General features: G+C 38.8%; 10 protein-coding genes. All 10 read right to left on the minus strand.

Going from position 1 to position 13,479, the window contains the following annotated elements:
* Positions 1-107: 107 nt before the first annotated feature.
* The 10 genes from ACFCYJ_RS11845 to rpoC all read right to left on the minus strand — a co-directional run bounded on the left by ACFCYJ_RS11845 (position 108) and on the right by rpoC (position 13,477).
* Positions 108-2,063, minus strand: a complete 1,956-nt coding sequence (locus tag ACFCYJ_RS11845) for an FtsX-like permease family protein (RefSeq protein ID WP_376074149.1) — start codon at positions 2,061-2,063, stop codon at positions 108-110.
* The gene (locus ACFCYJ_RS11850) at positions 2,053-2,814 is read right to left on the minus strand and encodes an ABC transporter ATP-binding protein (protein WP_370077728.1); all 762 of its coding nucleotides are present in this window, start codon (positions 2,812-2,814) and stop codon (positions 2,053-2,055) included. Before ACFCYJ_RS11850 ends, ACFCYJ_RS11845 begins: the two co-directional genes overlap by 11 nt.
* 96 nt (positions 2,815-2,910) lie before the next feature.
* The gene (locus tag ACFCYJ_RS11855; RefSeq protein WP_376074150.1) at positions 2,911-3,927 is read right to left on the minus strand and encodes a sensor histidine kinase; all 1,017 of its coding nucleotides are present in this window, start codon (positions 3,925-3,927) and stop codon (positions 2,911-2,913) included.
* A gap of 6 nt (positions 3,928-3,933) precedes the next feature.
* Entirely contained in the window at positions 3,934-4,617 is a 684-nt protein-coding gene (locus ACFCYJ_RS11860; RefSeq protein WP_376074216.1) for a response regulator, read from the minus strand.
* 201 nt (positions 4,618-4,818) lie between these two features.
* On the minus strand, positions 4,819-6,006 hold the full coding sequence (gene tuf / locus ACFCYJ_RS11865) for an elongation factor Tu (protein ID WP_079562372.1): 1,188 nt from the start codon (positions 6,004-6,006) through the stop codon (positions 4,819-4,821).
* 139 nt (positions 6,007-6,145) lie between these two features.
* Positions 6,146-8,224, minus strand: a complete 2,079-nt coding sequence (fusA, locus tag ACFCYJ_RS11870; protein WP_376074151.1) for an elongation factor G — start codon at positions 8,222-8,224, stop codon at positions 6,146-6,148.
* Between the two features lie 42 nt (positions 8,225-8,266).
* Complete coding sequence (rpsG, locus tag ACFCYJ_RS11875; RefSeq protein WP_079562374.1) at positions 8,267-8,737, minus strand: 30S ribosomal protein S7; 471 nt, start codon at positions 8,735-8,737, stop codon at positions 8,267-8,269.
* A gap of 149 nt (positions 8,738-8,886) precedes the next feature.
* Positions 8,887-9,306, minus strand: a complete 420-nt coding sequence (gene rpsL, locus ACFCYJ_RS11880; protein WP_008181595.1) for a 30S ribosomal protein S12 — start codon at positions 9,304-9,306, stop codon at positions 8,887-8,889.
* A gap of 98 nt (positions 9,307-9,404) precedes the next feature.
* Positions 9,405-9,653, minus strand: a complete 249-nt coding sequence (locus ACFCYJ_RS11885) for a ribosomal L7Ae/L30e/S12e/Gadd45 family protein (RefSeq protein ID WP_376074152.1) — start codon at positions 9,651-9,653, stop codon at positions 9,405-9,407.
* Positions 9,654-9,790: 137 nt separating this feature from the next.
* A complete protein-coding gene (gene rpoC / locus ACFCYJ_RS11890) occupies positions 9,791-13,477 on the minus strand; it encodes a DNA-directed RNA polymerase subunit beta' (RefSeq protein WP_376074153.1) in 3,687 nt (1,228 codons plus the stop codon).
* Positions 13,478-13,479: the final 2 nt, after the last annotated feature.

Below are 13,479 nucleotides of genomic sequence, written 5' to 3' on the forward strand. Positions count from 1 at the left end.
ATTAAAAGTCAAGATATTTTTATATCCCTATAATAATCTTACAAATTTAAACGACACGAAAAAACAGTATGATCTTAAATAACCATACTGTTTTATATTTCTTCCTATTATAATGATTCACGAATGACTTTTTTATAATAACCAACAGAAAGCACAGCGAAAATAGCATATAACGCTATATAGCAGCTCATAGCAATCCATAATGGTGCGGTTAACTCTGAGCCGAATAAAAACCACCCTGACTTAACAGCAAAGTAACTATGGAGTAGCCCTATTATTAACGGAACACCAAAATTAAAGGCTTGTTTCATATATATACCTTTCATAATATCTTTTTCAGCGAAGCCAATCTTTCTTAATATCGTATAAGAACCTCGCTCCTCTTCAGCCTCAGACATTTGTTTAAAGTATAAAATACTACCGGTTGTCATTAAAAATGCTAATCCTAAAAATGCTAGGGTAAATATCGTTATTCCTAATGATTCAATATTCCCCTTACGCTCTTCTTCATAGGATTGTAGATAGGAATAAATTGATTGCATATATAAACTCTCGGCTAGAGCTAAGTCACTTTTATTCTTTAGATTAATAGAAGTTTGTTTGTGCCATTGAGAAGTACTTGAATGAGTAGCTAGTTTTTTAAACAATGCATCAGGAACTACGAAAATTGGCCCCCCAGGCCCAGAAGTAACAAAGCCACTTATAATACTTTCATGTCGAACATCTTTGACATGAAGCGTCTCTTCCATAGTTTCCGCCGGATCTCCTGTAGTGACAACTACATCACGATCCTTTTCAAGCGGAAACATCTCTGCCATATAACCACCATAGTTTGTTAATATAACATCATTATCCGAAACCGAAGCTTCAGGAACTATTTGCTGATAATCAGAAAGTGGAATTGTATAAATGATTCCTTCTACACCATTAAGGGGATTATCTTCATTTTGCTGGTCTTCTGATAATAATTGTGTAAACGAAGCTGAAACACTCTGTAATCGGTAATCTATTTTGTCAAAAGCTATATTATTGTCCTCTAGCTTCTTTAAAAATTCCTGGTCCTTATCTTCAAGTAATACATAATCTCCGGGTACTTGACTATATGCCGACGATTCTGATGAATAATACGAAATATAAGCTAAAGTTGTAACCCCAAGTGAAAAACCCGTTAAAACCGTAATAAGTGTTAAGGATTTCGCATTACCCTTCATACGATGCATAATCGGTGTTAATGCTAATACATCACGAGCAGTTAAATGTCCATTTTTCTTAAGACGAATGGAATTCATAATAAATGCTACAGAGAAACGGAAAACAAGGAATGTTCCGCCAATGGTAGTTGCTAAAATAATCATCATATTAAGTGTTAAATTACCCTGAGAGTTAATATCGAAGAGCTTCGTTGATGCATAGTAGCCATATGCAATTAGTACAAGCCCCAAAACACCAATGACCATTTGTAATGGGCTGAAACGTTTTACGCGCTCATCGGCTTGCTTGGAAGCACTAAATAATGATAGTAATGATACGCGGTAAATCATCCAAGCCATTTGTACAAGTACAATAACTAGTAGAATGGCAAATACTACGATAGACTGCTGTAATGCCTCTGTACTAAATGTCATCGTCACAAGTGCCTCTTTTTCGAGTACCCGCAGTAAAATCATTGCAAATAAGCGCGAACTAAAGAACCCTGCAAGCATCCCTAAAACGATTGCTCCTACAAATAAGAGGATACTTTCTACCGCTAATAAGCGTACGATAAGCCCCTTTGTCATCCCTATTAGCTGATACAAGCCTATTTCCTTACTGCGACGCTTCATAAATAGATGGTTGGCATATAGGACGAAAAACAAGACAATAAAGTACAGCATATATGTTGCCGCAACAAATCCCGCTTTGGCCGTACCACTCTTGTCTACTGTAGCCAACACTTCAGCATTATTTTGCAATGTCACAAAAGAAAAATATAAAGTAACACTAAAAATAAGTGCGAAAAAATATAAATAATAATGCTTCATATTTTTCTTCATGCTGCGTAACACGAGCTTACTAAGACTCATAGCCGTCACCGCCTAGCACACTTTGCGTATGCATGATTTCTTGGAAAAATGCCTGTCTCGTTTTATCTCCTTTATATAGCTCACTATAAATGAGTCCGTCCTTCAAAAATAGAACACGGGTACAAAAGCTCGCTGCTACCGCATCATGCGTAACCATCATAATCGTTGCTTTTTTTGATTCATTAATACTTTGCAGATTTTTTAACAGTGCAGTGGCTGATTTTGAATCAAGTGCGCCTGTAGGTTCATCAGCAAATACAAGCGAAGGATTTGTAATTAGTGCCCGAGCCGCTGATGTACGTTGCTTTTGACCACCTGATATTTCGTTTGGATATTTATTTAAAATCTCAGCAATACCTAATAAATGTGTAAGCTCCTTTACACGGCTCTCTGCAACAGCCTTTGGTAGCCTACCAATAGCTAATGGTAGTAAAATATTTTCTTTCACCGTTAGTGTATCTAATAAATTGTAATCTTGGAAAATGAACCCTAATTGTTCGCGACGGAAATTAGCTAACGCCTTCTCCTTCATACCACGTAAGTTTTGACCATTTATTTCAATAACACCTTCAGTTGCAAAGTCAATCGAACACAGAACATTTAAGAGTGTTGTCTTCCCAGAGCCTGAAGGTCCCATAATGCCAACAAATTCACCTTGATTCACTTCTACATCAATACCCTTTAACACCTCTTGGGCTGTTGATTTTTTACCATATACTTTTTTTACTTTACGACCAATTAAAACCGCCACTTGTAAACGCCCCTTTCTATAGTTCAAGTGTACCCTGTCTATGTCGTCAATTCGTGCGTTTTACATGACAATATAAAAAGGTAGGTGACAATTTCGTCATCTACCTGTTAGTTTGACATATTCATTTTGTAATGGAAAACGTAATGTAAATATCGAACCTTCACCCACACTAGATTGGACAGTAATACGAACGCCAATTTTCTGCGCCACATTATGCGCCAAGTATAGACCCATGCCTGTCGATTGTGCAGACTCCCGTCCGGCTGTTCCAGTGTACGATTTATAAAAAATTCGTGGTAGATCCTCCTGACGAATACCAATACCTGCATCTTTTATATGTAATAGTGTTGCTCCATTAGTCTCTACTTCAGTAAATATCAATACCTCTGAATTTGCAGGACTATATTTAATCGCATTGGACAGAATTTGTCGGATGATAAAGGCTAGCCATTTGCCATCCGTCGTCACTGTGTCTGTTAACTCTTCAACATCAAAACCGATACCTTTTTCAATACACCATGCCTGCATAGCTCTTATTTCTTTATAGACAACGCTTTTTAGCTCAATCTCCATCATATAATTATCTTTTTCAATAGAAGCTAAACGTGTTTGGTGTAGCTGCTGATCAACCAATAAATGCAGTCTTATCCACTCAGTCTCTAATTTACGACGTAGTGTCAAATCTTCTATGTGATCCAGCATTAAATTAATTGAAGTCAAAGGTGCCTTTACTTCATGAACCCACGCTAGAAGTTCATCCGAATATTCCTGCAGCTGTACCTTTGCTTGATTTAACTTTATGTTATTATCATAAAAAACATCTTCAACTTTCGTTAGATATGCAGTTTGAAAAGGTGATAACGTCAAATTTTTGCTATGCACTTCATCAAGTTGACTTTCCACATTTCCCAAGAAATCCTTTACCTGCCTTACTTCTACTGCATATCGCCAAATAAGAAAGACCATAAAACTAATAAGTACACTAACATTCATATACCAAATAGATATTCCCTCTAATCCAGCATCTAAAGAAAATAAAACATTGATTATAACGATGATAAAAACAAAAAAGCCTATCCATGCGAGGCGTTCTTTTAAAAATAAAATGAGCATTGTCCATCACGTCCCTTGTGTTACAGCCATATAACCAAGTCCCTTTTTAGTTAAAATCACTTCTTGTAAACCTATATCCTCAAGCTTAGTGCGTAATCGATTAACATTTACCGACAATGTATTATCATTGACAAAGCGTTCATCGTCCCATAACTTTCTCATTAAATCATCTCTAGATACAATTTGATCGGCCTTTTCCACTAAAATACGTAAAATAAAGAGTTCATTTTTAGTTAATGAAGCAAGCTTACCCTCATACATAATCTCACTGCGCGCATAGTCAATAACTGCACCATTAAACCGTGTGACATCCATTGATTCTTCTATATAATCATATGTACGACGTAAAACGGCTTGAACCTTTGCAAGTAATACCTCCATATGGAACGGCTTTTGTACAAAGTCATCTGCACCCATTTGCATTGCCATAACCATATCCATTGGATGGTCTCGTGAAGATAGAAAGAGAATTGGCACCTTTGAGATATGACGTATTTCACGACACCAATGAAAGCCATCATAGGCAGGTAGCTGAATGTCAATCAATACAAGCTGTGGCTTTTGTTCAATAAAATCATCCATCACCTTTTGAAAATCTTTAGGACCCACAACTTGAAGCGACCACTGTGCAAAACGTGTCTGAATCATCTCGAAAATTGATGGATCATCTTCAATCAGCAATATTTTCATTTCCATTTGCAAATTCTCCTTTCTATTCTCACTGTTATCGCGTTGGAATATTTCTACTTTTTTTGGTATTTCATCTATTATGTATACATAAAATAATCTAATTAATCCTAGATTACCCATAATTATATTCTTATTTTAACATAAAAAACCAATCTGTAAGCGTCCCTACAGATTGGTTTGGAAAATTAGCTTGCGCTAAAATTATTTTTGGATAGAAGCAACTACGCCAGCGCCTACAGTACGGCCACCCTCACGGATAGAGAACTTAGTACCTTCTTCAAGAGCGATTGGAGCGATAAGTTCTACTGTCATTTCGATGTTATCGCCAGGCATTACCATTTCAACGCCTTCTGGTAAGTTACAGATACCTGTTACGTCAGTTGTACGGAAGTAGAACTGAGGACGGTAGTTAGTGAAGAATGGAGTATGACGGCCACCCTCTTCTTTTGATAAAACATAAACTTCAGCTTTGAAGCTTGTGTGTGGAGTGATTGAACCTGGTTTAGATAATACTTGACCACGTTGGATATCTTCACGAGCTACACCACGAAGTAAAGCACCGATGTTGTCACCAGCTTCAGCATAGTCTAATAATTTACGGAACATTTCTACACCAGTTACAGTTGTAGATTTAGCTTCTTCAGTAATACCTACGATTTCAACTACGTCACCAACTTTAACTTGACCACGTTCAACACGGCCAGTTGCAACTGTACCACGACCAGTGATTGAGAATACGTCCTCTACTGGCATCATGAATGGTTTGTCAGTTTGACGTTCTGGAGTTGGGATGTAAGAATCTACAGCGTCCATTAATTCAACGATTTTTTCTTCCCATTCTGCTTCGCCTTCAAGAGCTTTAAGAGCAGAACCTTTGATTACTGGAAGATCGTCACCTGGGAAGTCATATTCAGATAGTAGGTCACGGATTTCCATTTCTACTAATTCTAATAATTCTTCGTCGTCAACCATATCACATTTGTTCATGAATACTACTAAGTATGGAACACCTACTTGACGAGATAAAAGGATGTGTTCACGAGTTTGTGGCATTGGGCCATCAGCAGCAGATACTACTAAGATACCGCCGTCCATTTGTGCAGCACCAGTGATCATGTTTTTAACATAGTCAGCGTGTCCTGGGCAGTCAACGTGTGCATAGTGACGAGTATCAGTTTCGTATTCTACGTGAGAAGTATTGATTGTGATACCACGTTCTTTTTCTTCTGGAGCGTTATCGATATCAGCGTATGATTTAGCTTCTCCACCCATTTTTTTAGAAAGAACTGTTGCGATAGCAGCAGTTAAAGTTGTTTTACCATGGTCAACGTGTCCGATTGTACCAATGTTAGCATGCGTTTTTGAACGGTCGAATTTTTCTTTAGCCATTAGAGATTGCCTCCTCAAAATTATATGTTTATATTTTTTTAAAATTTATAGAATGATTGCTGATGGCGAACGGGCCCATCCACCATCCCACAATCATAGCTTACAAATTAGTTATACTTTATGCAAGATGAAAATTCAATTATTCACCTTTATTTTTTTTGATGATTTCAGCAGCAATTGATTTTGGAACTTCTTCATAATGATCGAATGTCATTGAGAATACACCACGACCTTGCGTTGCTGAACGAAGAGTTGTTGCATAACCAAACATTTCCGCTAAAGGAACCATTGCACGAACAACTTGAGAGTTACCGCGAGCTTCCATACCCTCAACGCGTCCGCGACGAGAAGTAATGTTACCCATGATATCACCAAGGTATTCTTCTGGAATTACAACTTCTACTTTCATCATTGGTTCTAAAATAACTGCATCACATTGCTTCGATGCTTCTTTAAGAGCCATAGATGCAGCAATTTTGAACGCCATCTCATTCGAGTCAACATCATGGTAAGAACCGAATACTAATTTCGCTTTAATGTCGATAAGTGGGTAACCAGCAACTACACCGCGGTCAAGAGAGTCACGAAGACCAGCTTCTACTGCAGGAATGTATTCACGAGGTACTACACCACCAACGATAGCGTTTTCGAATTCAAAGCCTTTACCTTCTTCATTTGGAGAGAACTCAATCGTTACGTCTCCGTATTGTCCACGACCACCAGATTGGCGAGTGAATTTACCTTGAACTTTTGCAGAGCTACGGAATGTTTCACGGTAAGATACCATTGGAGCACCTACGTTAGCTTCTACTTTAAATTCACGGCGCATACGGTCAACTAAGATATCAAGGTGAAGCTCACCCATACCTGAGATGATTGTTTGACCAGTTTCTGTGTCAGTGTGAGCACGGAAAGTTGGATCCTCTTCTTGAAGTTTTTGTAAAGCTTGACCCATTTTATCTTGGTCAGCTTTTGATTTTGGTTCTACAGAAAGAGAAATTACTGGTTCAGGGAATTCCATTGATTCAAGAATAACTAGGTTTTTCTCGTCACATAGAGTATCACCAGTAGTAGTATCTTTAAGACCTACTGCTGCAGCGATGTCCCCAGCAAATACTTTAGAAATCTCTTCACGAGAGTTTGCGTGCATTTGTAGGATACGGCCTACGCGTTCACGTTTACCTTTAGAAGAGTTTTGTACGTATGAACCTGATTCTAAAGTTCCAGAATACACACGGAAGAAAGTTAATTTACCTACGAATGGGTCAGTCATAACTTTAAATGCAAGAGCTGAGAATGGCTCCTCATCTGAAGAATGACGTTCTAATTCCTCGTCACCATCAATATCAGTACCTTTGATTGCTGGTACATCTAATGGAGATGGTAAGTAATCGATAACTGCATCTAACATTGGGCGTACGCCTTTGTGTTTGAATGCTGTACCACAGATTACTGGGTAAAATTCTACTGCGATCGTAGCACGACGGATAGCCGCTTTAAGTTCAGCAACAGAAATTTCTTCACCTTCTAAATATTTTTCCATGATTTCTTCATCAACACTTGCAACAGCATCGATTAATTTTTCACGGTATTCTTCAGCTTGTGCGCGGTGTTCTTCAGGAATTTCACCTTCAGTTACTGCTGTACCTTTTTCGTCGCCGTAGAAAGTAGCTTTCATTTCAACTAAGTCAATGATTGCTGAGAACTGATCTTCAGCTCCGATAGGTAATTGGATAGGATGAGCGTTTGCTTGTAAACGTTCGTGTAGAGTTCCTACAGAATATAGGAAATCTGCTCCTGTTTTATCCATTTTGTTAATGAACACGATACGTGGAACGCCGTAAGTTGTAGCTTGACGCCATACTGTTTCAGTTTGAGGTTCAACACCAGATTGAGCATCAAGAACTGTTACAGCACCATCAAGTACGCGTAGTGAACGTTCAACTTCTACAGTGAAGTCTACGTGTCCAGGAGTATCGATGATGTTTACACGGTGGCCGTCCCATTGAGCTGTTGTTGCAGCAGAAGTGATTGTGATACCACGTTCTTGCTCTTGCTCCATCCAGTCCATTTGAGAAGCGCCTTCGTGAGTTTCACCGATTTTGTGAATCTTACCTGTGTAATAAAGGATACGCTCAGTAGTTGTTGTTTTACCAGCATCAATGTGAGCCATGATCCCAATATTACGAGTATTCTCAAGAGAGAATTCGCGTTTCATAAGGTATTTCTCCTTCCATATTGGGCTTATGCGATGTTTAGATTACCAACGGTAGTGAGCGAATGCTTTGTTCGCTTCTGCCATTTTGTGCATATCTTCACGCTTTTTAACTGATGCACCAGTGTTGTTAGAAGCATCAAGGATTTCGTTAGCTAAACGCTCTTCCATAGTTTTTTCACCACGAAGACGAGCGTAGTTAACTAGGTAACGAAGACCTAAAGTTGTACGACGTTCTGGACGTACTTCTACTGGCACTTGGTAGTTAGAACCACCAACACGGCGAGCACGAACTTCAAGAACTGGCATTACGTTGTTTAGAGCAGCTTCGAATACTTCAATTGGATTTTCACCTGAACGTTCTTTAACAATATCGAACGCACCGTATAAAATCTTTTGAGAAGTACCTCTTTTACCATCAACCATCATTTTATTAATTAAACGAGTTACTAGTTTTGAACTATAAATTGGATCTGGTAACACGTCACGTTTGGAAACAGGACCTTTACGAGGCATGTGTTTTCCTCCTTTCGAATAGTTATCGAATTATTTTATAAGAATTACCTTGTCATAGTTGTCGGGCAAATCTCCAATCTGCTAGCAAGGTTGGAAATTTGCGACTACTACTTCAAGTTCATTATTAAGCAACGCTCAATAATGTTAAATTATTTTTTTTCTTTAGGGCGTTTTGTTCCGTATTTAGAACGTGATTGTAAACGACCGTTTACACCAGCTGTATCAAGAGCACCACGTACGATATGGTAACGAACACCCGCTAAGTCTTTTACGCGTCCGCCACGGATAAGAACAACACTGTGCTCTTGTAAGTTGTGGCCTTCACCTGGGATATAAGCAGTTACCTCGATTTGGTTAGTTAAACGTACACGAGCGTATTTACGTAACGCTGAGTTTGGTTTACGAGGTGTCATTGTACCTACACGAGTACAAACTCCGCGTTTTTGTGGAGATTTAACATCAGTTAAAGATTTTTTAAATGAGTTATATCCTTTGTTTAACGCTGGTGATTTTGATTTCGTGCTTTTAGATTGACGAGGCTTACGTACTAATTGGTTAATTGTAGGCATCGGTTTTTCCTCCCTTCATTTATTCCTTGTTAATACCACACATCCAGGTGGTTCATTTTTTGGGTAAAAACAAAGTCTTTGTGTTTAATACACAAAAACTACTCTACAGTAATCGCAACTACCGCAGCTCCAACGTGGATTCCACAGGCCTTGCCCAGTTCCTTTTTCGACTCAACAAGAGTAACTGGTATACCGATTTCTCTCGCGAAAGATATGGCCGAATCGGTTACCCAATTGTCTGCATCAAGTGCCACAAAAAGTTCTTTCACTGAACCGGCTCGTATTGCTTTTACTGCTTGCTTTGTACCTATGATTGTTTGACTATCCCTTACTCTATCATAAGACATTTTCATATCCTCCGAAGTACAGACAGTTAACTATCAACCTTCAATATATTATCATTACCAATTTCGACTGTCAACTCATATCTTTAAAAAGTCCGAAGAGATGATAGAAATTCATCTCCTCGGCACTTATCTAATGATTATTCAGCAGAAATTAAATTTTCTGTGTCAAGCTCATCTTTTTCAATACGGATTTGACGGTAACGTTGCATACCAGTACCTGCAGGAACAAGTTTACCGATAATTACGTTTTCCTTCAGACCAAGAAGTTCATCACGTTTACCTTTAATAGCAGCATCCGTTAACACACGAGTTGTTTCTTGGAATGATGCAGCAGATAAGAATGATTCTGTTTCAAGAGACGCTTTTGTAATACCTAGGATAACAGGACGACAAGTTGCAGGGTTTTTGCCATTCATAACAGCATCTACGTTTGCCTCTGAGAATTGGTGAATATCTAGTAATGAACCTGGTAATAATTCTGTATCCCCAGCTTCAATTACACGCACTTTACGAAGCATTTGGCGAACCATTACCTCGATATGTTTGTCACCAATTTCTACCCCTTGCATACGGTATACTTTTTGCACTTCTTTTAAGAGGTATACTTGAACTGTTGAAACGTCTTTAACTTTTAACAATTGTTTTGGATCAATAGAACCTTCTGTTAATACTTGACCACGTTCTACAAAGTCGCCTTCTTGTACTTTCAGACGAGCATTGTAAGGCGCCGCGTACTTACGTGTTTCTACTTCACCTTCAATTGTAATCTCTTTTAGACCTTCACGGATTTCAGTGATGTCTGAAACAGTACCTGCGATATCAGTAATAACTGATTGACCTTTAGGATTACGTGCTTCAAAGATCTCTTGGATACGTGGAAGACCTTGTGTAATATCATCTCCGGCAACCCCACCTGTATGGAATGTACGCATTGTTAATTGTGTACCTGGTTCACCGATTGATTGAGCCGCAATAATACCAACTGCTTCTCCAACTTCAACCTCTTCACCTGTTGCTAAGTTCATGCCGTAACATTTTTTACATACGCCATGTTTTGTATTACATGTAAACGCAGAACGGATTGTAACTTCTTCGATACCTAGCTCTATAATGATACGAGCGATATCTTGGTCGATTAAACCGTCTTTTTCTAAAATTACTTCGCCTGTTTCTGGATGGTAGATTGTTTTCTTCGTATGACGACCGATAATACGTTCATCTAACGCTTCAATTAGCTCTGTACCTTCCATTAACGCACCAATTGTTAAACCACGGTCAGTTCCACAGTCATCCTCACGAACGATAACATCTTGTGCTACGTCAACAAGACGACGTGTTAAGTAACCTGAATCGGCAGTTTTTAGGGCTGTATCGGCAAGACCTTTACGAGCACCGTGAGTTGAGATGAAGTATTCTAATACCGTTAAACCTTCACGGAATGAAGATTTAATTGGAAGTTCGATGATACGACCAGCCGGGTTGGCCATCAGACCACGCATACCTGCTAACTGTGTAAAGTTAGATGCGTTACCACGGGCACCTGAGTCAGACATCATAAAGATTGGGTTTGTTTTCTCAAGCGACTTCATCAGCTTCGATTGAATTTCATCTTTCGCAGCACTCCAGCTTGAGATAACGCGATCATAACGCTCATCTTCCGTGATGAAACCACGACGGAATTGCGCTTGAACTTTATCTACTTTTTCTTGAGCTTCCGCTAAAATTTCGCCTTTGTCTGGTAATACGACGATGTCAGATACACCTACAGTGATACCAGCACGTGTTGAATATTTGAAACCTAGGTTCTTCATGCGGTCAAGCATTTTAGATGTTTCAGTGATGTGGAAACGTTTAAATACTTCAGCAATGATATTACCTAAGAATTTTTTACGGAATGGGTTTACAACTGGTACTGATGCAAAGTGTTTGCGCAGTACAGCTGTGCGTTGTGCATCAACTTTACCTTTTTCATCAAGCCCATTATAAGCAGCATCTGCCTCAAGCTCTTTTAGCGTTTCTTCATCAATTGTTAAGTTAACAAAGTATTTGCTTGGTGTTTCTTGTTCTAAGTTGACTGCAGTTGGCTCATTAATGTATGGGAATGATTTAGGCAAGATTTCGTTAAAGATTACTTTACCAACAGTCGTTAATAGGAACATATTATTTTGTTCCTCAGTAAATGTTGGGTTGTTTAACGAACTTGCTTTAATCGCAATACGAGTATGCAAATGAACATGACCTGTATCATATGCAATTAATACTTCGTTTGGTCCATAGAAAGTTGTTCCTTCGCCACGAACTGTTTCACGTTCAAGTGTTAAGTAGTAGTTTCCTAATACCATATCTTGAGATGGTGTTACAACTGGTTTACCGTCTTTCGGGTTCAGGATATTTTGTGCAGCAAGCATTAGAAGACGAGCCTCTGCTTGCGCTTCCGCTGATAATGGTACGTGAACCGCCATTTGGTCACCATCGAAGTCAGCGTTATAAGCTGTACATACTAATGGGTGAAGACGAATAGCACGACCTTCAACTAGTGTTGGTTCAAACGCTTGAATACCAAGACGGTGAAGCGTAGGTGCACGGTTTAGTAATACTGGATGCTCACGAATAACATCTTCTAAAACGTCCCATACATCGTTGTTTAAACGCTCTATTTTACGTTTAGCTGATTTAATATTATGAGCAAGACCACGTTCTACTAACTCTTTCATTACGAAAGGCTTGAATAATTCAATTGCCATTTCTTTTGGTAGACCACATTGGTACATTTTTAAGTTTGGACCTACTACGATAACCGAACGACCAGAGTAGTCAACACGTTTACCAAGTAAGTTTTGACGGAAACGACCTTGTTTACCTTTCAGCATATGTGAAAGTGATTTTAATGGACGGTTACCAGGACCTGTAACAGGACGACCACGACGACCGTTATCGATTAATGCATCAACAGCTTCTTGTAACATACGTTTTTCGTTTTGTACGATGATGCTTGGAGCACCAAGGTCTAGTAAACGTTTTAAACGGTTATTACGGTTGATTACACGACGATATAAATCATTTAAGTCAGAAGTTGCAAAACGACCACCATCTAATTGCACCATCGGACGAAGCTCTGGTGGAATAACCGGTAGTACATCTAAAATCATCCATTCAGGAGAGTTACCTGAGTTACGGAATGATTCTACAACTTCAAGACGTTTAATGGCACGTGTACGACGTTGACCTTGTGCTGATTTTAACTCTTCTTTTAAAGATTGAGTTTCATCTTCAAGATCAATTTTGCCTAATAATTTTTTAATTGCTTCTGCACCCATAGCTGCTTCGAATGTGTTTCCGAATTTTTCGCGATATGCACGGTACTCTTTTTCAGAAAGTAGTTGTTTACTTTCTAAGTTTGTAGCACCTGGCTCGATTACAACGTAAGAAGCAAAGTAAATTACTTCTTCTAGTGCACGTGGGGACATATCTAAAATAAGACCCATACGGCTAGGAATACCTTTGAAGTACCAGATATGAGATACTGGTGCTGCTAATTCGATGTGACCCATACGTTCACGACGAACTTTAGCGCGTGTTACTTCAACTCCACAACGATCACAAACTACGCCTTTATAGCGTACACGTTTGTATTTACCACAATGACACTCCCAGTCCTTAGTTGGACCGAAAATACGCTCACAGAATAAACCATCTTTTTCTGGTTTTAATGTACGATAGTTAATTGTTTCAGGTTTTTTAACTTCACCGTATGACCAAGAACGAATCTTGTCAGGAGAAGCTAAACCGATTTTCATATATTCAAATTCATTAACGTCTATCAAGG

The organism is Lysinibacillus sp. NPDC056232 (assembly GCF_042267565.1).
Taxonomy (GTDB): Bacteria; Bacillota; Bacilli; order Bacillales_A; family Planococcaceae; genus Lysinibacillus.

Coding starts and splice junctions, on each gene's coding strand:
- ACFCYJ_RS11860 (WP_376074216.1), bottom strand. CDS start 4,617: ATGAAAATATTGCTGATTGAAGATGATCCATCAATTTTCGAGATGATT.
- ACFCYJ_RS11885 (WP_376074152.1), bottom strand. CDS start 9,653: ATGTCTTATGATAGAGTAAGGGATAGTCAAACAATCATAGGTACAAAG.
- rpsL (WP_008181595.1), bottom strand. CDS start 9,306: ATGCCTACAATTAACCAATTAGTACGTAAGCCTCGTCAATCTAAAAGC.
- ACFCYJ_RS11845 (WP_376074149.1), bottom strand. CDS start 2,063: ATGAGTCTTAGTAAGCTCGTGTTACGCAGCATGAAGAAAAATATGAAG.
- rpsG (WP_079562374.1), bottom strand. CDS start 8,737: ATGCCTCGTAAAGGTCCTGTTTCCAAACGTGACGTGTTACCAGATCCA.
- ACFCYJ_RS11855 (WP_376074150.1), bottom strand. CDS start 3,927: ATGCTCATTTTATTTTTAAAAGAACGCCTCGCATGGATAGGCTTTTTT.
- tuf (WP_079562372.1), bottom strand. CDS start 6,006: ATGGCTAAAGAAAAATTCGACCGTTCAAAAACGCATGCTAACATTGGT.
- fusA (WP_376074151.1), bottom strand. CDS start 8,224: ATGAAACGCGAATTCTCTCTTGAGAATACTCGTAATATTGGGATCATG.